Origin of the sequence: Burkholderia sp. BCC0322 (assembly GCF_902833045.1) — a bacterium.
Taxonomy (GTDB): Bacteria; Pseudomonadota; Gammaproteobacteria; order Burkholderiales; family Burkholderiaceae; genus Burkholderia.
This window is the reverse complement of the sequence record NZ_CADFDU010000007.1, coordinates 164501-185441: the sequence shown is the minus strand read 5'-3', so window position 1 is coordinate 185441 and position 20941 is coordinate 164501. Positions and strand designations below refer to the sequence as shown.

The window sequence follows — 20941 nt, the reverse complement described above, 5'->3', positions numbered from 1 at the left end:
GGCTTTTTTTTCGCCTGCAGGCGGGAGCGCGAGCCGGATCGCGCCGGCTACGCCCGCGTCGCCCGCTCGACGGCCGCCCCGATCAGCTCGGGCGGCCGGCCCGACGATGCGCGAGCGCGGCTTCCAGCCGTGGCGCGATCCCGCTCGTCACGCGTCACGGGTCGCCGTCTCACCGGCCGCGTAGCGGGTCCACATGCCGTGCAGCGCGTCCTCGAGGTTGCGTGCGAAGCGCGACGCATCGCACAGCGGCGACGCCAGCGCGCGCTCGCGCAGCGTTGCACGCAGCGTCGCCAGCCCGTCGCGGTCGCGCGCGAACGCGACGGCCTTCGCGAGGTACGCCGCCTCGTCTTCCGCGATCCATTCGCCCATGCCCGCCGCGTGCAGCAGGCTCTCGCAAATGTGCGTGACGAAGCGGCTGCCCTTCATCCCGAGCACCGGCACGCCCATCCACAGCGCTTCGGCGGTGGTCGTGCCGCCCGGGTACGGGAACGGGCTCAGCGCGATGTCGATGCGGTTATACGCGGCGAAGTACTCCGCACGCGGCGAACCGCCTTCGAGAATCAGCCGATCCGCGCCGATGCCGTGCCGCGCGAAGCGGTCGAGCGTCGCGTGGTTCACGTCGCCGGCGCCGAGCTCATGGGCCTTCAGCAGCAGGCGTGCGTCCGGCAGCGCGTGCAGGATGCGCGACCACAGCGCGACGACCTCGTCGCTGATCTTGATCAGCTTGCCGAAGCAGCCGAACGTGACGCCGCCATGAGTCACCATCGGCAGCGGACCGACCGCGACATCGTACGGCGGCGGCGTGAAGCACAGGTAGCTGTCCGGCAGTCGCCACGGCCGTTCGGTGAAGTGATGCGCCTCGTCGGCCGGTAGCGTATGCGCATCGCCGATGAAATAGTCGATCGCGCGGCAACCGGTCGTCGCGAAGAAACCGAGCCAGCTCGCCTGCACCGGCGCGGGCTTGTGCCCGAAGATCGGCAGGCCGCTCCAGTTGGTATGGCCTGCCATATCGATCAGGATGTCGATGCCGTCGTCGCGAATCAGTTGCGCGGCCTCCTCGCGGCCCAGGCTGACCACCTTCTTCCAGCTCGCGAAGTTCGGCCTGAGCCGCGCGGTCACGTCGTCCTCGCCGACGAAGGTCACATAGGCATGCGGCTCGATGCGCGACCGGTCGATCCGCGCGAGCACGCTTTCAAGGAAGATGCCGACCGGGTGCTGCCGCAGGTCGCCCGACACGAAGCCGACGCGCAGTGGCCGCCCCTGCGCCTGCGCGACGCGCTGCGCGCGGTCGTGCTCGAACGGACGCGCGTCGCGCTCGAGATGCTCGCCGTAGCGGCGCGCTTCGGCGACCCACTCGTGCGGTTCGAACGCGGGCGAGCTCGACATGTTGAACAGCATCCGCGAGTACGCGCGATGCAGGTCGTGCCGGATCGCCGAGCGGAACGCATCCAGCGCGCCGGCGAGATCCCCTTTCGCCCACAGGATGTCGCCGAGCGTCATCTGGACCTTCAGCGGATCGATGCCGAGCTCCCGCGCGATCTCGGTGTGCTTCATCGCCTCGTCGAGCTTCTCGAGCCGAAACAGCGCGGCGGCGAGGTTGTGATGCGCGTCGGCATCGTCCGGGTTCAGGTCGATCGCATGCCGGTGGCTCAACTCCGCGGCGGCCAGCAAGTTGAGGTTGTGATACGCGAAGCCAAGGAAGTTGTATGCGTCGGCCAGTTCGGGATCAAGCTCGATCGCACGCCGGCACACTTGCACCGCCTGCCCGTATTCGCCCTGCTGGTTGCGCAAATCGCCGAGCCACGCCCATGCTTGCGCATGCGCGGGGTCGATCGCGACCGCCTGCTCGAGCAGTTCGAGCGCCTTGTCGAAATCGCCGATACGCTGCAGCAGCCTTGCCAGTACGCAGTGCGCGTCCGCGTCGCCCGGATCGAGTCCCTCGCGCGCATGGTCGACCGCACCTCGCAGATCACCTGCCGCGCGCAGCGTCTCGCTCAGCCCCTGGTGCGCGACACGGAAGCCCGGTTGCAGCGCGATGGCGCGACGATAGGCATCCGCAGCATCGTCGAATTTCTCCTGCGCATGCAGCGCGTTGCCGAGATTGCAGTACGCATCCGCGTATTGCGGCTGGTGCGCGACCGCCTTGGCGTAGCTCGCCGCCGCCGCCTCGTGCTCGCCCAGATCCTGCAGCGCGTTGCCGAGGTTGTTGTACGCCTGCGCGTAACCGGGCCGCAGCTCGATCGCGCGCGCGCAGCTCTCCATCGCGGCCGTCGGCTCGCGCGCGTCGCGCAACGCGTTGCCGAGGTTGTTGTGCGCTTCCGGATAGTCCGGTCGCAGCCCCACCGCGCGCCGGTAGTACGCGATCGCGTCGTCGAGCCGGCCGCTTTCGCGCAGCATGTTGCCCAGGTTGTTGAAGTACGACGCGTCCGGCCGCTCGACGAGCGATTGCTCCATCAGGGCGAGCCCCGCGTCGTACTGCTTCAGCTGGCACGCCAGCAGCCCGAGGAAATGCAGCGCATCCGGCTGGCCCGGCTGCGCGGCGAGGATCGCGTCGTACAGCGTCTTCGCTTCCGCGAGACGCCCCGCCTGATGATGCGCGAGCGCGGACTGCAGCGTGTCGTGGATATCGTTCATGCTTCCTGCTCCGAGTTCGTATAGCGTTGCCACATGGCGAGGAACGCCGCTTCGAGATGCGCGGCGAACCGGCGCGCGTCGCACAACGGCGATGCGAGCAGCTGCGCGCGCAGCCCGGCGCGCAGCGCCGCGAGCTGCTCGCGATCGCGCACCGCCGCGATCGCCTTCTCGACATAGGTGTCCTCGCCGTCAGCGACCCATTCGCCCATGCCCGCCGCGTGCAGCACGCTTTCGCAAATGTGCGTGACGAACCGGCTGCCCTTCATCCCGAGCACCGGCACGCCCATCCACAGCGCTTCGGCGGTGGTCGTGCCGCCCGGGTACGGAAACGGGCTCAGCGCGACGTCGATGCGGTGATACGCGGCAAAGTATTCCGCGCGCGGCGAACCGCCCTCGAGGATCAGCCGGTCCGCATCGATGCCATGCCGCGCGAAGCGCGCCGCGGTCGCGTCGCGCACGCCCTCGCGGCCGAGCTCATGCGCCTTGAGCAGCAGCCGCGCGTCCGGCAGCGTGTGCAGGATGCGCGACCACGCGCGCACGACGTCGTCGCCGATCTTCACGAGCTGGCCGAAGCAACCGAACGTCGGATGGCCGCTCGCCGCCATCGGCAGCGGGCCGACCTCGACGTCGCAGGCCGGCGGCGTGAAGCACAGGAAGCTGTCGGGCAGCCGCCACGGCTTCTCGTCGAAGTGATGCGCTTCGGCGTCCGGCAGCGTGTAGCGGTCGCCGATGAAGTAGTCGATCGCGTCGCAGCCGGTCGACGCGAAGAAGCCGAGCCAGCTCGCCTGCACCGGTGCGGGTTTCCAGCCGAACACGGGAAGCCCGCTCGACTGCGTATGGCCCGCGAGGTCGACGAGGACGTCGATTTCGTCATCGTGAATCATTCGCGCGGCCGCCTCCGGACCCAGCGCGGCAATCGAGCGCCAGCGGTTCGCGTGCGGCTTCAGCTTCGCGGTGATCGCGTCCTCCTCGTCCGTGGTCACGTACACGCGCAGATCGATGCGCGTGCGCTCGAGGTGCGCCAGCACGCTTTCCAGGAAGATGCCGACCGGATGCAGGCGCAGGTCGCCGGACACGAAGCCGACGCGCAGCGGCCGCCCTTGTGCGCGCGCGTCCCGCTCGCGCGGATCGTGCGCATAGCGCGTCGAACGCGCGGCCAGGTGCCGGCCGTAGCGCCGCGCGTCGGCCAGGTAGTCGGCGGGGGTCACGCACGCGGACACCGCCGCGCTGAACAGCAGCCGGTTCAGCACGGTCGCCGCGACGTCGTCGGCATCGTCGCGCACCAGCGCCAGCGCATCGCGATACGCGTGGACCGCGGCGTCGACGTTGCCCTGCGCGCGCAGGATGTCGCCGAGATTGACGTGCATCAACACGGCCGGCGGGCCGGCCTGCAACGCCTGCCGGCAATACACGAGCGCCTCGTCGAGCCGCTGCAGCTTCAGCAGCACGACGGACAGGTTGTGGCACGCGCCGGCGTCGGCCGGATTCAGCGTGACAGCCGTGCGATGGCTGGCCTGCGCCGCGTCGAGCCGGTCCAGTCCGTGATACGCGTTGCCCGCGTGGTTGTGCGCGTCAGCGAGGTTCGGTGCGAGCCGGATCGCGTCCAGCGCATGGGCGAGCGCCTCCGCGCAGCGCAATTGCTTGTGACGCACGGCGCTCAGGTTCGCGTGGGCCATCGCCATCGACGCGTCCAGCTCGATCGCGCGGCCGTAATGCGTGGCGGCGCCGTCGAGGTCGCCCAGATCCTGCAGCGCGTTGCCGAGGTTGTTGTACGCCTGCGCGTAACCGGGCCGCAGCGCGATCGCGCGCGCGCAGCTCTCCATCGCGGCCGTCGGCTCGCGCGCGTCGCGCAACGCGTTGCCGAGGTTGTTGTGCGCCTCCGGATAGTCCGGCCGCAGCGCCACCGCGCGCCGATAGTGCGCGATTGCGTCGTCGAGCCGGCCGCTTTCGCGCAGCATGTTGCCCAGGTTGTTGAAGTACGACGCGTCCGGCCGCTCGACGAGCGATTGCTCCATCAGCGCAAGTCCCGCGTCGTACTGCTTCAGCTGGCACGCCAGCAGCCCGAGAAAATGCAGCGCATCCGGCTGGCCCGGCTGCGCGGCGAGGATCGCGTCGTACAGCGTCTTCGCTTCCGCGAGACGCCCCGCCTGATGATGCGCGAGCGCCGCCTGCAATGTCTGTCCTGTTCCGTCCATCTCGTCTGCTCTGCTCAATAGGGATGCGGTTCGCGTCCGGAGTCGATCAGCCTGCCGACATGCCCGATCATCACGGCCGACGCCGCAATCCCATCGCGTGCCATCCCGACTACGGTGTCGCGCACGCGCGACCGGTCGGAACGACGATCACGCCGGCCGGCGAGGTGTTCAGCGCGAGAGGCGCGATGTTCCGCTTGCCGCTGGCGTGGAAATGCCCACGCACGTCACGTCGTGAGCGGCCTCACACGGATGCGCCCGGCGCGGCTTCGACGTGCTGCGCCCACATGCCGTGCAGTGCGTCCTCGAAGTGGCGCGCGAAGCGGGGCGCGTCGCACAGCGGCGACGCGAGCACCTGCGCGCGCAGCGTCGCGCGCAGCGCCGCCAGCTCGGCGGGCTGGCCGACCTGCGCGACGGCCTTCGCGACATACGTGTCGTCGTCGTCCGCGATCCACTCGGGCAGCCGCGCCGAATGCAGCAGGCTCTCGGCGATGTGCGACAGGAAGCGCTCGCCGCGCCGGCACAGAACGGGCACCCCCATCCACAGCGCCTCGGCGGTCGTCGTGCCGCCCGGATACGGGAACGGGCTCAGCATCAGGTCGACGCGCCGGTACGCGGCCAGGTATTCGGCGCGCGGCGCGCGGCCTTCGAGGATCAGGCGCTGCGCGTCGATGCCGTGCGCCGCCAAGCGCGCGGCAAGCGCCTGCTGCTCGCGCGGATCGTCGAGATGCTCCGCCTTCACGAACAGCTTCGCGCCCGCGACCGATTGCAGCACGCGCGACCAGACCGCGACGACGTGATCGGTGATCTTCGCGAGCTTGCCGAAATAGCCGAAGGTCGGATGGCCGTTCGCGAGCATCGGCAGCGCGCCGACGTCGACAGGCTCGGCCGGCGGCGTGAAGCACAGATAGCTGTCCGGCAGATGCCACGGCCGCTCGGTGAAATGCGCGGCCTCGGCGGGCGGCAGCACGTGACGGTCGCCGATCACGTAGTCGATCGCGCGCACGCCGGTGCTCGCGAAATAACCGGGCCAGCTTGCCTGCAGCGGCGCGGGCTTCCACGCGAACAGCGGCAGGCGGTTGTAGACCGTGTGGCCCGCCGCATCGAGCAACACGTCGATGCGGTCCGCGCGGATACGCGCGGCCGCCGCTTCGTCGCTCAGGCCGGCAATGCAGGTCCACGTCGCGAAGGCCGGCTTGATGCGGGCGGTCACGTCGTCCTCGACGTCGCGCGTCGGGTACGCATGCATCTCGATCCGGTTCGCGTCGAGATGCTTCAGGATGCTCTCGATGAAATAGCCGACCGGATGCGCTTTCAGGTCGCCCGACACGATGCCGACCTTGAGCGGCCGCCCGGTGCGGGCGGTCAGGTCGACGAGCCAGTCCGTCCACGGCGTCGCGCACCGCGTGACGACTTCGTCGTAGCGCGCGGCCTCGGCGAGATATGCGTCGTGGTCGAACGCTTCGCTGCAGTGGCTCGCGAACAGCAGGTTGCTGCGCGGCTCCGGCAGTTCGGGGCGCAGCGCGATCGCGTGCCGGTAAGCCTCGAGCGCGGCCGGAATCTCGTTCACGTCGAACAGCGCATTCGCAAGGTTGTTGTAGGCCTGGCCGTTGTCCGGCTTCAGCGAGATGGCCTGGCAGAACGCATCGACGGCCGCACGGGCGTCGCCGGCGAGCCGAAGCGCGTTGCCGAGGTTGTTGTACGCATCGACGTAGTCGGGTCGCAGCTCGATTGCGAGACGGAAGCATTCGGCGGCGGCGGCGTGACGGTTGTCCGCCTGCATCACGTTGCCGAGGTTGTAGTAGTACATCGCGTCCGGCCTGATCTCGATCGCCGCCATGATCAGGTCGGATGCCTCCTGATAGCGCCCGTACTGATGGCCGATCAGGCCGAGGAGGTGAAGCGCGTCCGCGTGCCGGGGATCGGTGTCGAGGATCCGCCGGTACAGCGTCTCGGCCTCTTCCAGCCGGTCGGCCTGATGGTGCGCCAGCGCCTGTTCGATCGTGGCGGCGGCGGGGGAGGTGGGCATCATGAGCTATGTCGTCCTGGTAGCCAATACGGGATTCGAATCGCGGCCGGCTCCGCTGCGTCGGCGCACGCCTTCGCCTGCGGACGCACGCACCGACGGTCTCCGACGTGTCCGAATTCTCCTCGCGCACGCCGCGTTCCAATTTGGCGAGCAGGTGCTGGAAATGGTCGCTATTCCCGCTACTGCAAGCCGCACCCGCGGGTGCCCCGAATTCGCACCGGACACCCGCGAATCCATCGAAATGCGGGGTGAAACCACCCGCTAATCCGACATTCGATCCTGGCGGCGCTCGCTAGACTTGATCGCAGAAAGATGTCCGACCTGCGACGCCCGGAAGGTTGCGCATTCCGATGCCACCGCGCCGACGCGCGCTCGTCCGGTCACACCCTTTGTGCCTGGAGCCCTGTGTATGCACGAATCAGCGATCATCACCAACGCAGATGGCGATCAGCTCGCGGCGCGCCGCGAACTGTTCGACCTGATGCAGACCTACCCCGCGACGCGCGAGGAACTGGAACGGTCGCTCGGCCTGTTCGTGCGCGGCTCGCTCCTCGCACGCATTCTCGCGACCTTTGAGATTTATCAAAAAATCGTGCCGCTGCCGGGCGCGATCCTCGATCTCGGCACATGGCGCGGGCAGACCGCCGTGCTGTGCGAGAACTTCCGCGCGATTCTCGAGCCGCTGAACTTCCAGCGCCGCATCCACGCATTCGATACGTTCACCGGCTACACGGGCTTCGCCGAGCACGACACGCGCGACCGCAAGCTGTTCTCCGACGGCACGTACTCGCTGTCCGGCGAGTACGCCGACCTGCTGCGCAAGCTGCTGAACCTGCACGAGCGCAGCAACGCGATGGGGCACGTGCATGACAAGCACCACGTGTGGGAAGGCGACTGCCGCGACACGCTGGCCGCGTTCGACGAAGCGCATCCCGGCGAGATGGTCGCGCTCGCGTGGTTCGACCTGAACGTGATCGAGCCGACCCGGCACGCGTTCGACGCCGTGATGGAGCGGCTGGTGCCCGGCGGCGTCGTCGCGTTCTGGCAGCTCACCCGCGGCGGCCAGCTGCCCGCGGAAGGCATCCATTACCTGCGCGACCTGCTCGGCAACCGTCCGCACCAGATCCACAAGGCGGCGGCCTATCCGTCGCTCTGCTACCTGTCATTCCCCGAAGGCGGGGGCGCACGCAAATGAAAATCGCAATCCTCGGCAACGGCATTCTCGGCCTGATGACGGCCCGCGCCTGGCAGCAGGCCGACCCGGGCGTCGAGCTCGTGATCGTCGGCCACGCGCATCGGCCCGGCTCGGCCACGCGCGCTGCGGCGGCGATGCTCAATTCGTTCACCGAGCTGGAAGGCGATTCGCTCGGCACGCCGATCGACCGCTTCAAGTTCGAGCTGAGCCGCGGCGCGACGGCGGCCTGGCCCGCCGTATTCGCTGAAATCTGCACGCCGGAGCGCGCGATCGCGCACGGCTTCGGCACCTTCGTGCTGAACAACGCGGCGACCGACGCGCTCGACGACGAGAACTTCGCGGCCATGCAGCGGTTCTGTCGCGAATTCGAGGAGCCCTGCGAGGCGGTCGATCCGTCAGGCATCCCGAACTATCATCCGGACCCGCGCTATCGCGCGCTGAAGGCGGTCTTCCTGAAGCGCGAAGGCTGGGTCAATCCGAAACAGTTTCTCGACGCGCTGACCGAGTCGGTCGCGCAAGCCGGCAACGTGCGCTTCATCGACGCCGAGGTCGAGCGGCTCGACACCGCGGCCGGACGCGTCACCGGCGCGCGCCTGTCCGATGGCAGCGTGCTCGGCGCGGACCGCTTCATCCTCTGCAACGGCGCCAACGTGACGCGCGTGCTGCAGGCGAGCCTGCCCGAGCTGCCGGTGCAGCGGATGTTCTACGGCATCGGCATGTCGATCGAACTGCAGAGCACGGAGAACGTGCACACGCACTGCGTGCGCACGACCAACCGCGGCCTCGCGTGCGGTGTGTATTCGGCGCCGCACGGGCCTGACCGGACCCTCGTCGGCGCCAGCAACTACATCAGCCCGGTGCCGCACCAGCACGGCCACGCCGGCAGCGCGTACACGCTGCTCAAGTCCGCGATGGACCAGATCAACACCCGCTTCTCGCGCGCGAACCTGGTCAACGTCAACGTCGGCTGGCGACCGACGACGTCCGACCTGTATCCGCTGTTCGGCGAAACCAGCGTGCGCGACCTGTGGATTCTCGGCGGCACCAAGCGCGACGGCTTCCACCTGTCGCCGGTGCTGTGCCGCGATCTCGTCGCGGCGATGCGCGGCGAGCCGATCGATCCGCGCTACGCGGAACTCGCGCCCGAACGCCCGCTGATCCGCAACATGACGCGCGAGGCCGCGATCGCGAAGACGGTACGCCATCAGATCAATGCCGCGTACCAGCACGACTTCGTGCCGGCGCGCAACCGCATGGTCGAACAGCTCCAGAATGCGATGCGCGCGGACCTCGAGGCGCTGCACGACAAGCTGGGCGCAACGGACTGGGGCATTCCGCCCGAGCTCGTCGACATGTACCGGTACGGCCACATTCCGGCATGAGCGGTGCGACCATGAACCGCGACGCGAAGCGGGTGGCGATCGTCCAGTCCAACTACATTCCGTGGAAGGGCTACTTCGACCTGATCGCCGCCAGCGACGAGTTCATCCTCTACGATGACGCGCAGTACACGCGCCGCGACTGGCGCAACCGCAACCAGATCAAGACGCCGCAGGGCGTGCAATGGCTGAGCGTGCCGGTGAAGGTGAAGGGCAAGTATCACCAGTCGATCCGCGAAACCGAGATCGACGGCGCCGACTGGGCGCTGCTGCACTGGAAGGCCCTGCAGCAGAACTACGCGCGCGCGCCGCACTTCGCGCGCTATGCGGACGAGCTCGAAGCGCTCTACACCGGTCGCACCTACGGGATGCTGAGCGAGCTGAATTTCGCGATGCTGACGTGGGTCCTCCGGCAACTGGAGATCGGCACGCGCGTGTCGTCGACGTCGGACTATGCGCTGCACGGCGACCGCACCGAGAAGCTGCTGAACCTGTGCGTGCAGGCGGGCGCGACCGAGTACCTGTCCGGCCCGGCCGCGCGCAGCTACCTCGACGAGAACCTGTTCGCCGATGCCGGCGTCGCGGTGCGCTGGTTCGACTATCCGACCTATCCCGAGTATCCGCAGCAGTGGGGCGACTTCGTCCACGGCGTGACGGTGCTCGACGTGCTGTTCAACTGCGGTCCCGAAGCGCGCCGGTACGCGCTGACCTCGAAAGACTGAGGTGATGTCCATGAGCGAATCCCGGCATACGAGCCTGCTGGAAGATGTGGCCGCGTACTACAGCGCGCGGCTGGCGGAGCACGGCGCGACCGCGCGCGGCGTCGACTGGAACGGCGAAGCCGGCCAGTTCCTGCGCTTCGAACAACTGACGAAGATCCTGCCCGCGTCCGGCGGCCACTCGGTGAACGATATCGGCTGCGGCTACGGCGCGCTGGTCGATTTCCTGAAGGCGCGCGCGCTGCCGGACGGCTTCGCGTATGCGGGCTACGACATCTCGTCCGACATGGTCGACGCCGCGCGGCAGCGCTACCGCGACGACGCGAACGTCGCGTTTCATGTCGGCGCGGTGCCGCAGGCCGCGTCGGACTACGGGATCGCATCCGGCATCTTCAACGTCAGGCGCGGTCACGGCGACGACGCCTGGCTCGACTACATCCACGCGTCGCTCGACACGCTGCACGCGACGAGCCGACTGGGCTTCGCGTTCAACTGCCTGACGTCGTATTCCGATCCGCCGTTCATGCGCCCGGACCTCCTGTACTACGCGGACCCGTGCGCGCTGTTCGATCGCTGCAAGCGCCGCTATTCGCGCCACGTCGCGCTGCTGCACGACTACGGCCTGTACGAATTCACGATTCTCGTCCGCAAGGACATCTGAGCGGCGCCGCGCGCGAGCCGCGCGGCCGAACGTCCAACCCTTACCGCGGAGCCTGACCATGTTCGGCCCACCCAATCTCGACAGCATTCCGTTCGGCCGCCCGTTCGTGGTCGGCAAGGAGCTCTACTACATCGCGAAAGCGGTCGAGCAGGGCGGTCTCGCCGACGACCAGGCATTCACGAAGCTCTGCCACCGCTGGCTGGAAGCGCGCATCGGCTGCCAGCGCGCGCTGCTCACGCACTCGTGCACGGCCGCGCTCGAGATGGCCGCGATCCTCGCCGACGTGCAGCCCGGCGACGAAGTGATCATGCCGTCCTACACGTTCGTGTCGACCGCCAACGCGTTCGTGCTGCGCGGCGCGACGCCGGTGTTCGTCGACATCCGCCGCGACACGCTGAATCTTGACGAGATGCAGATCGCCGCCGCGATCACCAAGCGCACGCGCGCGATCGTGCCGGTGCACTACGCGGGCGTCGCATGCGACATGGACGTGATCGGGCAGCTCGCGGCGGACCACGACCTGTGGGTGATCGAGGACGCCGCTCAGGCGCTGCAGTCGACGTGGAACGGCAAGCCGCTCGGCAGCCTCGGCCACCTCGCGTGCCTCAGCTTCCACGAGACCAAGAACGTGATCTCGGGCGAAGGCGGCGCGCTGCTGGTCAACGACCCACGCCTCGTCGAGCGCGCGGAGATCATCCGCGAGAAGGGCACCAACCGCAGTCAGTTCTTCCGCGGGCAGGTGGACAAGTACACCTGGGTCGACGTCGGCTCGTCGTTCCTGCCGGGCGAGCTGATCGCGGCGTTCCTGTACGCGCAGTTCGAGCACGCGGACGTGATCACCGCGCAGCGGCGCGCGACCGTGCAGCGCTACCAGGACGCGCTGCAGCCGCTGCACGCGGACGGGCTGATCGAGCTGCCCGCGATTTCGCTCGCCGAGCGCGGCAACGGCCACATGTTCTATTTCCTCGCACGCGACCTCGCCGAACGCACCGAGCTGCTGCAGCAGATCCGCTCGGTGGGCGTGAATGCGGTGTTCCACTACGTGCCGCTGCACAGTTCGCCGGCCGGCCAGCGCTACGGGCGCTGCGGGTCCGGCATGGCGGTGACGGACCTCGTCGCCGACCGGCTCGTCCGGCTGCCGCTGTACCACGACATGACCGAAGCCGAACAGGATCGCATCCTCGACGTGGTCTTCGATTTCTACCGCACCCGATAACGATGACGATTCCCAAACCTAGCCTGGCGCACGGCGGTTCGCGCATCTTTACGCGACTCGACCACCCGTACTACATACTCGCGCCGAATTTCCGGCAAACCTCCGGCGGGATCCGCGCGATGCACTACCTGTGCCACGTGCTGAACCTGCTCGGCCACGAAGCGTACGTCTGCACGCCGGTCGTGCATCCCGACCTGCGCACGCCGCCGCTGACCAACGACATCGTGCAGGCGCACGCCCGCGCGAATCGCAGCCCGATCGTCGTCTACCCGGACGTCGTCACCGGCAATCCGTTCAACGCGCGCTGCGTCGTGCGCTACCTGCTGGCCGAGCCCGGCCGCATCAACGGCGAACCGATCACCCTGCAGCCGAACGACCTCATCTTCACGTTCGGGCCGTCGCTGGTGCCCGAAGAATGGAAGGCGGACCTGCTGCGCATGCCGCTGGTCGACACGCGCATCTTCAACAGCGACGGTGTCGACGATGCCCGCCGCAACGGCACGGCCGTCTTCATCAATCGCCACCTGCGGCGCGGCGGCACGCTGCATCCGGTCACCGCCGAGTCGATCGAAATCTCGACCCGCGTGCCGGAACGTTCGGCGCACGAACTCGCGGCGCTGTTCCGCCAGGTCGAGTGCGTGTACATGTACGAATGGTCCACCGCCGTGTTCGAAGCGCTGCTGTGCGGCTGCCCGGTCGTGTGCATCATGAATGACGCGTCGCTGTCGGAGCCGACCCGGTGGGTGATGGACGGCAAGGGCATCGCGTGGGGGCTCGACGAACACGAGATCGCCCACGCGAAGGCCACCGTTCACGAAGCGCGCAGCGTCTACCTGAAGGAAGAGGAGGCGTTCTGGCAGCAGTTGCAGAACTTCGTCGAGCGGACCCAGGCCCACGCGGACAAGCTGGATGCGCAGGCTGTCGCGCCGGGCGCCGCCGCACCGGGACAGCCCGCTCCCGCGCCGCGCTCGTGCATCGCGGTCGTCACCGCCGAACCGGCCGACTACGCGCGCGCCAGCCTGCGCTTTGCGCAGCCGTTCGCGCGGCTGGACCGCGAATGGGCGTTGACTTTCCCTGTCACGCAAGCCGGCATCGATCCCGACGCGCTGCAGCGCGCGGACCTGATCGTGCTGCAGGGCGACACGCCGGGCCTGCTGTCCGCCGCCACGCTGGAACACCTGTTCTCGCTCGGCAAGCCGGTCGTCCTCGAGATCGACGCGCCGCTCGACACGCTGCTCGCCGACCTCCCCGGCGCGACCGACAACGCGCGCCGCAAGGCGGGCATCCGCAGCGCCGTGCAGCGCGCGCATGCGCTCGTCGTGCCGTCGGAAGCGCTGGTGCGGCAGTACCGTCACGTCAACGCATCGGTCCACGTGCTGCCGACCGGCGTCGATCTCGAGCGTCTGCACCGCGCGGCCCCCGGCGTGCGCGACCACGTGAACCTCGCGGTTTCCGGCACCGGTCTCGACGGCGCGCGTCTCGAGCAGGTCCGCCACGCGCTGGCCGAGCTCCGTCGCCGGTTTCCGGGGAAGCTCCGGGTGTCGTTCGTCGGCGCGGCGCTGCCGGCCGGCTGGGACCGTGAACCGGACGTCACGCTGATCGCGCAGCCTGCCCCTTACGACAGCTACGCCGACGCGCTGAAGCGCGCGGACCTCGACATCGCGCTGGTCGCGGCGCCGGTCACGTTGCGCGACGATGCGCCGCCGCGCACATGGCTCGAATGCTCGGCGGCCGGCGCGGCCACGGTGCTCGTCGCCACGCCGGCGGAAGGCTGCTCGGTTGTCCACGGCCTCACGGGCTGGCTCGTCGCCGACAGCGCCGACGCGTGGGTCGACGCGATCGCGCACCTGATCGAGCATCCGCAAACCCGCGCGCAACTCGCCGCGGCCGCGCAGGATGCGATCCGCGCGCAGCACGACATCGGCCGCAACGCCGCGCGCCACGGTGCGCTGTACGCGCGGCTGCTGGCGGAGAACCGGACGCTGGCGCCCGTCGCCGCGACTGCGGACGCCACACCGCGCCGCAAGCGCCTGATCGTGTATTCGATCGATCCGGACGCATGCGCGTCGTCGCGAATTCGCCTCACGCTGCCGTTCGGTCTGCTGAACGACGAATGGGAACTCGTCCCGGGCATCCGGGACGGCCAGATCGACAGCAGCGTGCTGGCCACGGCCGACGCCATCCTGCTGCACCGGCTGACGCCCGGCCTGCTGACGGGCAACGACCTGTACACCATCTTCAAGCATGAAAAGCCGGTGATCTACGAGACCGACGACCTGCTGACCGACCTGCCGCCCGCGCATCCGCTCGCCGCGCAAGGCGGGATGGCCCGCGCGGGGATCGAGCTCATGCTGCGCAACGCGGACGCCGTGATCGTATCCACGCCGTTCATCGCCAGCCGCTACCGGCTGTCGCACCCGCGCGTTCACGTGCTGCCCGACAGCGTGGACTTCGACCGGTTCTACCGCCCCGTGACGGCGCGCGGCGGCGACTGCGTGACGATCGGCATCGCCGGCGCGTCGCTGCGCGCCGACAACTTCGCGCTCGTCGACGCGGCGCTGCAGGCGATCTGCGCGCGCCATCCCGGCAAGGTCAGGGTGAGTTTCGTCGGCGCGGACGTCCCGCCGGGCTGGGCCGGCCATCCGGCCGCCGGGTGCGAGCCCGAGCTTCACGACTACGACGCGCACGCACAACGCCTGCCGGAACGGCGCTGGGACATCGCGCTGCTGCCGCTCGCCGACCACGACTACAACGCGGGCGCGAGCACGATCCAGTGGCAGGAATACGCGGCGGCCGGCATCCCCTCGATCGTCAGCGACCGGTCAGCCTATCGCTTCGCGCTGAACGACGGCTGCGACGGCCTGCTGGTCCCGGATGCGCCGCAGGCCTGGGTCGACGCGCTCGACCGGCTGATCGCGAACCCGGCGCTGCGCCGCGGGCTCGCGCGCACGGCGCAGGCGAAGGTCCGCAAGCATCACGCGCTGCAGCAGGCGCTGCCGCGCTATCGCCATGTGTATCAGCAGTGCATCGACAAAGGCGCTGTCGGCAACCAGCCGGGCCGGCCGGATGCGCCGATCCACGGTGCGCTGATCCTGGACGCCGAGGGCGACCTCGACAAGGTCCGGCTGAGCCTGCAGGAAATCGCAAGGCGGCCGGAACAGGATCTGCTCGCGGTCGTGCTGACCACGTCGCAGGCGCCGCTGCCCGAATGGACCGACAAGGTGCGCTACCTGCACGCGCCCGCTCACGAGTACACGGCCACCGTCGAGCAGCTCTGCGCACTGCCGGCGTTCGACTGGACGCTGATCGTCGAGGCGGGCGACGGGCGTGCCGCGCAGGCACCCACGCCCGCCGATGCCGCGATCGCGTAGTTCGGCGCGCGCCGTGCCGCTTGCCTGACGCTGGCGGCCCGGCGCGCTGTCCCGGCAGCGCGCCCTGTGCTCAGTTGCTCGAACAGCCGCCGCAACTGCTCGAGCTGCATGAGCTCGACGAACTGCACGAACTCGACGCTCCGCACGAACTCGAACTGCTGCTGTCCCCGGCGCCCGAGTCGGACGAACCGCTCGACCCGCCGGTTTTCACGGCGACGGGCGGCGGCGCCATCAGCACTTTCGAATGCGCGGCCCACACGGTGCCGGCGAGCGCGCCGGCGCCGAACAGCGCAGCCGTCCACAAGAGCCCGTCCGGAGTCGCGCGCTCGCCCCGGCGTTCGTCGCGGTGCGCGTCGAGCGCCGCCTCGCCGCCGCGCGTCATGCCGCCGCGCCCCAGGCCGGGCAGGCGTCCGACCATGAAGTGGTACGCGACCATGAACGCCGCCATGAAAATCATCAGCAGCAGCACCGGCCGGCCGCGGGTCAGGCCGACCGCGAGCTTCGCCGCGCCCGCGCCGAACACGAGCAGCAGGATTGCGCGCGCGGCCATCCGCGTCGCCCGCATCTCGCCCGGCGCCCAGAGCCAGCCTTTGCGCTGCAACGCTGCAACACAGTCGGCTTCGCGCCACGCGAGACGCTGACGAAACGCGTGGCAGCTCGTCTCGCCGCCGGGTTGCCTCCTCAGCCATTCCCAGTCGGCGCCATAAGCGCCTGCGTGTCGCGGATCGTCGATCCGCACCCGCGCGCCGTGAACCTTGCTCATCCGCAGCTCGATCGCACCGGCATGCGCGAGCGACAGCATCGCGACCTGCGCCATGCGCGCACCGCCGCCCGCGAGATACGCCGCTTCCTCCGCGCTCAGGTCGGGCGACGATTCGGGGGCGCGCGTTCCCCACGCACGGTGGCGGTATTCGATCCACTGCAGGCCGGCGATCAGCAGCAGCGCGGCGATGCAGAGCGGCACGTAGAACAACCCGAGAAAGTCCGGCCCCGAGAAGTCCAGCACATTGAAATCGCTCGCGCTCGCGCAGGTCGCCGCGACACTGATCGCCGCCGTCGGCCACGCGAACTTCGCGAAGCGCCGCCAGCGTCGCGGGCGCGCGGCGGGCTCGCTCGACGGGCCGTCGCGCAGTTCTGCGCGCTGCATCGGGGCGTCGGCGGGCACGGTCGGCTCGGCGACGGGGCGCGGCCAGATCGCTTCGGGCGGCTCGCAGCCGAACAGCCTGCGGTAGCTGTCGAGCGTCTGCCGGTAGTGCCGCGCGTACTGCGCGGCCTCGTCGGGCGCGCCCGCGCCCGGCACGTGATGCAGCGGCGCGCGCAGCACGTCGGCGCAGAACACGTCCCAGTATTCGCGCGTGTATTGCAGGTGCAGGTGCCAGGCGGCGTCGACCGCGTGCGACGGCGTGACCGGATGGCCGGCTGCCTGCGCGAGGAACGCGAAGCGCTTGTATTCGTCGATCACGGCCAGCGCGTGTGCATGCGACCAGCCTTCGGCTTCGGCAAGGCGCCGGCTGTACGGCAGCGGCGCGGTCGGGTCGTCGGGGGAATACGTGTGCAGACGCGCGAGCAGCGCCTGCTGCGCATCGGTCTGCGCGCGGGCATCGACTGCGGTCGAGGTAGACAGGATGGCAGCCATCGGAAGTCGGCGCGATGCGCGGACGGCCGCCGCGATCGTCGCTTGGAGTGGTCGTTGCGGGCGATTCTCGCACAACGGCGAGGCAACACGACACCGGCACGGCGGCTGCGGTCGGCGCCCGTGGTGCGGCCGGTAACGGCTCCCGATCCGGCCCGAAGATCGAATTCGTAAGATAATGTTGTGCTACTGAAAGGCGGGCCAGGGGCCAGGCTCGGTGAATACCAAAAAAAGAACCGGAACATAAGTTTGAACAGGCGAAACTTTTTGATGGCGGCAGCGTTGGTGCCGCTTCTCGGGGCATGCAATCGCGGCAAGACGTCCGTGACATTCGAGCCACGGCAAATCCTGACCGGCCCCACGCCAAAAAACGGGGGTCGCCACATCCTGACGTTCGGCGACGACGGCATCACCTTCCTGCTCGACGGTGCGCCATTCCAGATTCGTAGCGGCGAGATGCATCCGGGGCGCATCCCGCGCGAGTACTGGCGCCACCGAATCCAGATGGCAAAGGCGATGGGGATGAACACCATCGCCGTCTACGTCATGTGGAATTTCCACGAGACGGCCGCGGGCAAATTCGATTTCGAGTCAGACGAGCGCGACGTCGAGACATTCATGCAGCTCTGCCAGGACGAAGGCATGTGGGTGCTGCTACGGCCCGGCCCGTATATCTGCGGCGAGTGGGATCTCGGTGGCATCCCTTCACGCCTGCTCGCACACGATGGCATCCAGTTGCGTGTGGGCTCGCACCGTGACCCGCGCTTCATGGATGCGGCGCGCCAGTACATTGCCGAGCTGGTGCCGCGAGTACGCCCGTTGATGTCGGCAAACGGCGGGCCGATCTTGCTGATCCAGATCGAAAACGAGTACGCGACCTACGGCGACGACATCGCCTATCTGGAGGAAATACGGCGCGCATGGGTTGACGGCGGCATCACGGGGCCGTTCTTTACCGACGATGGTGTCAAGCAGCTGCGGGAAAATCGAACTGCGCTTGACGGCTGCGCGATCGGCCTCAGTGGGCCAAAGGCGCACGACATTGATCGGATACGCGAAGAATTCCCCGGTTCTACCGTCATGGGCGGCGAAGTCTATCCAGGCTTCTTTACCCATTGGGGCGACCAGAAATTCCAGGGGGACGATTCCGATATCTCGCGCGAGCTATCGGATTTCATGCGCTATGGCTTGTCGTTCAGCATTTACGTGATCCACGGCGGCACGAGCTTCGGCTTCACGGCCGGCGCGAACCGCGACCACAAGACAGGCGACTATCAACCTGACATCACGAGCTATGACTACTTCGCGCCAATCGACGAGCAGGGACGCGCAGCGGGCAGCTTCACGCGCTACCGCGACCTGATTCAGGCGCACCTGACCGAACCGCTCCCGCCCGTACCGGCCGCACCGCCTACGATCGAGCTCGCTGGCGACCGTTCGCTGCGGCCGTTTCTTTTCGCTTCGCTATGGGACAACCTGCCGGCGCCGATCGCGACAAGCGACGCGCCGCGGCCCATGGAAATGCACGGACAACAGGCCGGCTTCGTCCTTTACCGTCACGCGGACATCGGCGGAGCCGGCGGCCCGCTATCGGCGGGTGACGTTCACGACTATGCGACAGTGTTCGTCGACACTGAATACGCTGGCGGCATAACGCGCGCGAAAATGCCGCGATATCTCGCGGAAGGGCTGCGCGTCGTATCAAACACCGAGCACGTCACACTTCCGACCGGTGGCAGGGTGCTCGATGTGCTCGTCGAAGGCATGGGCCGCGTCAACTATGGTGACGACCTGATTGATCGAAAGGGGATCAACGGGGACGTGACGGTCGGTGCGAAGCCGTTGCGTGAATGGACAACGTACGCGCTCCCGATGGACGCCGAGTACATCACGAGGTTGCGGCAACGCTGCACTGACCCGACCCGACCCGGCCTGTTCTTCAAGGCTGCTCTCATGCTCAACCGGGTAGGCGATACGTTCCTGGACATGCGTGGTTGGATCAAAGGCGTTGTATGGGTCAATGGGCGCAACCTCGGTCGCTACTGGAACGTCGGCCCTCAATATCGACTGTTCTGCCCCGCCCCGTGGCTGCGAACCGGGTACAACGAAGTGGTGATCTTCGACATGCATCAAATTACGCCGGCGCCGATCGACCTTCGTTCAACGCTCACCGGCTGATCCGCTCCAACGTGACGGGGCTGCGGTGGTCGCAAGTCGACCTTGCGCGGCGCGTCGCGTGGATCCACCCGGACCAGGCGAAGGCGCGCAAGGCCATCACGGTACCGCTCTCGGATACCGCGATCGCCGTGCTGCGCCGCCAGCACGCGAACCCGCGGGCGCCGGAATGCGCGGACAGCGTGTTCACCTATCGCGGCAGGCCGGTCTACCAGACGGCAACGGCCGCATGGGCCAAGGCGCTGCAGCGGGCCGGTCTGAGCGATTTCCGCTGGCACGACCTGCGTCATACCTGGGCGAGCTGGCACGTGCAGCGCGGCACGCCGCTGCAGGTGCTCAAGGAACTGGGCGGATGGGAGACGATGGAAATGGTGCAGCGGTACGCGCACCTGTCGGCCGACCACCTCGCGCAGTGGGTCACGCCGTTGACGGCCGAGCCCGTGCCCGAGCCAGCTGCAATTCAGCTGCAACGAGACAGTGCGACGAACGGAGAAAACCGCTGAGAGCCTTACTAGGCTTGGCGCGCCCGGCTGGGATCGAACCAGCAACCCCTGCCTTCGGAGGGCAGTACTCTATCCATTGAGCTACGGGCGCGTGAGACAGTGAAGCGACCCCATATACAGGCCGCCCACGATTGGCAAGACAGCAAGGATACCCGGTTTCCCATGACGCGTCCACCGTGCCCGACGAATCCCCGCCGGGCCGCGCTGCGTGCGGGTAAACACGCGCCATCGCACCGCTCGCCGTGATGTAAACGTTCCGTCTATAATCGACCGGGCTTCATTGGACTGCCATTTGCCGTTGCACCGCGCTCACAATTCCTATTCACGGAGACGAGGCAAGCATGAGCGAAGCACCCCACGAATCTCCCGTCAAAACCCCCGGGCAACTGATTGCCGTCATCATCGCGTCGTTCGCGATTCCGATCATCCTGATCGTCCTGTTCGCCAACTATGCGAACCATGCGTTCCGTTCCGGCGCCGGCACGGACGCGCTGTCCGACGAGCAGGTCGCCGCGCGCATCGCCCCGCTTGCGCAGGTCGACGTGAAGGACGCCAACGCGCCCCGCACGTACAAGACCGGCGAGGAAGTCTACAAGGCCGTCTGCGTGACCTGCCACGGCACGGGCGCCGCCGGCGCACCGAAGTTCGGCAACAAGGACGACTGGGCGCCGCGCATCTCGCAAGGCTTCGACACGCTGCTGAAAACGGCCCTCGCCGGCAAGGGCGCGATGCCGCCGCGCGGCGGCACGAGCCCCGATGACGTCAGCGACTACGAAATCGCCCGCGCGATCGTCTACATGGCGAACAACGACGGCGCGAACTTCCCCGAACCGGCCGCGCCGGCCGCCAATGCGGCGCAACCCGCCAGCGGCGCCGCAGCCGCGTCGGGCGCAGCGGACGCCGCGAGCGCGCAAATCGCCGCGGCACAGGCTGCGATCGCCGCGATCCCGAAGGCCGGCGAAGCGCCCGCGGCCGTCCCGGCCAGCGCCGACGCCGGCAAGGCGCTGTACACGTCGACCTGCCAGGCCTGTCACGCCGCCGGCGTGCTCGGCGCGCCGAAGTTCGGCAGCAAGGAAGACTGGGCGCCGCGCCTGAAGGACTCGATGGATACGGTCTACAACTATGCGCTGCACGGCAAGGGCGCGATGCCGCCGAAGGGCGGGTCGAACGCATCGGACGCCGACGTGAAGGCGGCCGTCGATTACATGGTCAACGCGTCGAAGTAACGCCCGCC

At 68.4% G+C, this 20941-nt stretch carries 13 protein-coding genes, 1 tRNA gene and 1 pseudogene; 10 read left to right on the top strand and 5 right to left on the bottom strand.

Annotation, left to right across the window (positions count from 1 at the left end; genetic code table 11):
• Positions 1 to 147: 147 nt before the first annotated feature.
• The 3 genes from HWX39_RS21445 to HWX39_RS21435 all read right to left on the bottom strand — a co-directional run bounded on the left by HWX39_RS21445 (position 148) and on the right by HWX39_RS21435 (position 6858).
• Positions 148 to 2634, bottom strand: a complete 2487-nt coding sequence (locus HWX39_RS21445; protein ID WP_175969874.1) for a tetratricopeptide repeat protein — start codon at positions 2632 to 2634, stop codon at positions 148 to 150.
• Positions 2631 to 4829: a glycosyltransferase family 41 protein gene (locus HWX39_RS21440; RefSeq protein WP_175969873.1), complete on the bottom strand. Its 2199-nt coding sequence runs from the start codon at positions 4827 to 4829 to the stop codon at positions 2631 to 2633. The genes HWX39_RS21445 and HWX39_RS21440 overlap by 4 nt, the downstream gene beginning before the upstream one ends.
• Positions 4830 to 5070: 241 nt before the next feature.
• A complete protein-coding gene (locus tag HWX39_RS21435; protein WP_175969872.1) occupies positions 5071 to 6858 on the bottom strand; it encodes a tetratricopeptide repeat protein in 1788 nt (595 codons plus the stop codon).
• On the opposite strand from HWX39_RS21435, the gene HWX39_RS21430 reads away from it, so the two are divergent.
• From HWX39_RS21430 to HWX39_RS21400, 7 genes are all read left to right on the top strand, one after another.
• A complete protein-coding gene (locus tag HWX39_RS21430; RefSeq protein ID WP_175969871.1) occupies positions 6857 to 7120 on the top strand; it encodes a hypothetical protein in 264 nt (87 codons plus the stop codon). The two genes, HWX39_RS21435 and HWX39_RS21430, sit on opposite strands and share 2 nt — an antisense overlap.
• A 144-nt stretch (positions 7121 to 7264) precedes the next feature.
• Positions 7265 to 8050, top strand: coding sequence for a class I SAM-dependent methyltransferase (locus HWX39_RS21425; protein WP_059580641.1), 786 nt, complete (start codon positions 7265 to 7267; stop codon positions 8048 to 8050).
• Positions 8047 to 9432, top strand: coding sequence for an FAD-binding oxidoreductase (locus HWX39_RS21420; RefSeq protein ID WP_175969870.1), 1386 nt, complete (start codon positions 8047 to 8049; stop codon positions 9430 to 9432). The genes HWX39_RS21425 and HWX39_RS21420 overlap by 4 nt, the downstream gene beginning before the upstream one ends.
• Positions 9429 to 10151 (top strand): WbqC family protein, encoded by a 723-nt coding sequence (locus HWX39_RS21415; protein ID WP_175969869.1) that lies wholly within the window; start codon positions 9429 to 9431, stop codon positions 10149 to 10151. Before HWX39_RS21420 ends, HWX39_RS21415 begins: the two co-directional genes overlap by 4 nt.
• Before the next feature lie 10 nt (positions 10152 to 10161).
• A complete protein-coding gene (locus tag HWX39_RS21410; RefSeq protein ID WP_175969868.1) occupies positions 10162 to 10809 on the top strand; it encodes a class I SAM-dependent methyltransferase in 648 nt (215 codons plus the stop codon).
• A 58-nt stretch (positions 10810 to 10867) separates the two neighbouring features.
• Positions 10868 to 12025 (top strand): dTDP-4-amino-4,6-dideoxygalactose transaminase, encoded by a 1158-nt coding sequence (gene rffA, locus HWX39_RS21405; protein ID WP_175969867.1) that lies wholly within the window; start codon positions 10868 to 10870, stop codon positions 12023 to 12025.
• A gap of 2 nt (positions 12026 to 12027) precedes the next feature.
• Positions 12028 to 15396: a glycosyltransferase gene (locus HWX39_RS21400; RefSeq protein WP_175969866.1), complete on the top strand. Its 3369-nt coding sequence runs from the start codon at positions 12028 to 12030 to the stop codon at positions 15394 to 15396.
• Between the two features lie 70 nt (positions 15397 to 15466).
• On the opposite strand, the gene HWX39_RS21395 is transcribed toward HWX39_RS21400, so the two are convergent.
• On the bottom strand, positions 15467 to 17032 hold the full coding sequence (locus HWX39_RS21395) for a TIGR04222 domain-containing membrane protein (protein ID WP_175969865.1): 1566 nt from the start codon (positions 17030 to 17032) through the stop codon (positions 15467 to 15469).
• A 246-nt stretch (positions 17033 to 17278) separates the two neighbouring features.
• Here HWX39_RS21395 and HWX39_RS21390 point away from each other — a divergent pair, with 246 nt between their 5' ends.
• Together HWX39_RS21390 and HWX39_RS21385 are read left to right on the top strand one after the other, a co-directional pair.
• Positions 17279 to 19207, top strand: coding sequence for a beta-galactosidase (locus HWX39_RS21390; protein WP_244135062.1), 1929 nt, complete (start codon positions 17279 to 17281; stop codon positions 19205 to 19207).
• Between the two features lie 2 nt (positions 19208 to 19209).
• Positions 19210 to 19707 (top strand): annotated as a pseudogene (locus tag HWX39_RS21385) (site-specific integrase); the annotation flags it as partial.
• 15 nt (positions 19708 to 19722) lie between these two features.
• On the opposite strand, the gene HWX39_RS21380 reads toward HWX39_RS21385, so the two are convergent.
• A tRNA-Arg gene (locus HWX39_RS21380) sits at positions 19723 to 19798 on the bottom strand.
• 250 nt (positions 19799 to 20048) lie between these two features.
• Between HWX39_RS21380 and HWX39_RS21375 the strand changes: the two genes are divergently transcribed.
• Complete coding sequence (locus HWX39_RS21375; RefSeq protein ID WP_175969863.1) at positions 20049 to 20933, top strand: c-type cytochrome; 885 nt, start codon at positions 20049 to 20051, stop codon at positions 20931 to 20933.
• Positions 20934 to 20941 lie beyond the last annotated feature (8 nt).

What these genes read in the sequence shown, in the direction of transcription:
- HWX39_RS21445 (WP_175969874.1), bottom strand. Translation starts at nt 2,634, where the DNA reads ATGAACGATATCCACGACACGCTGCAGTCCGCGCTCGCGCATCATCAG.
- HWX39_RS21440 (WP_175969873.1), bottom strand. Translation starts at nt 4,829, where the DNA reads ATGGACGGAACAGGACAGACATTGCAGGCGGCGCTCGCGCATCATCAG.
- HWX39_RS21430 (WP_175969871.1), top strand. Translation starts at nt 6,857, where the DNA reads ATGAGCTATGTCGTCCTGGTAGCCAATACGGGATTCGAATCGCGGCCG.
- HWX39_RS21435 (WP_175969872.1), bottom strand. Translation starts at nt 6,858, where the DNA reads ATGATGCCCACCTCCCCCGCCGCCGCCACGATCGAACAGGCGCTGGCG.
- HWX39_RS21425 (WP_059580641.1), top strand. Translation starts at nt 7,265, where the DNA reads ATGCACGAATCAGCGATCATCACCAACGCAGATGGCGATCAGCTCGCG.
- HWX39_RS21420 (WP_175969870.1), top strand. Translation starts at nt 8,047, where the DNA reads ATGAAAATCGCAATCCTCGGCAACGGCATTCTCGGCCTGATGACGGCC.
- HWX39_RS21415 (WP_175969869.1), top strand. Translation starts at nt 9,429, where the DNA reads ATGAGCGGTGCGACCATGAACCGCGACGCGAAGCGGGTGGCGATCGTC.
- HWX39_RS21410 (WP_175969868.1), top strand. Translation starts at nt 10,162, where the DNA reads ATGAGCGAATCCCGGCATACGAGCCTGCTGGAAGATGTGGCCGCGTAC.
- rffA (WP_175969867.1), top strand. Translation starts at nt 10,868, where the DNA reads ATGTTCGGCCCACCCAATCTCGACAGCATTCCGTTCGGCCGCCCGTTC.
- HWX39_RS21400 (WP_175969866.1), top strand. Translation starts at nt 12,028, where the DNA reads ATGACGATTCCCAAACCTAGCCTGGCGCACGGCGGTTCGCGCATCTTT.
- HWX39_RS21395 (WP_175969865.1), bottom strand. Translation starts at nt 17,032, where the DNA reads ATGGCTGCCATCCTGTCTACCTCGACCGCAGTCGATGCCCGCGCGCAG.
- HWX39_RS21375 (WP_175969863.1), top strand. Translation starts at nt 20,049, where the DNA reads ATGAGCGAAGCACCCCACGAATCTCCCGTCAAAACCCCCGGGCAACTG.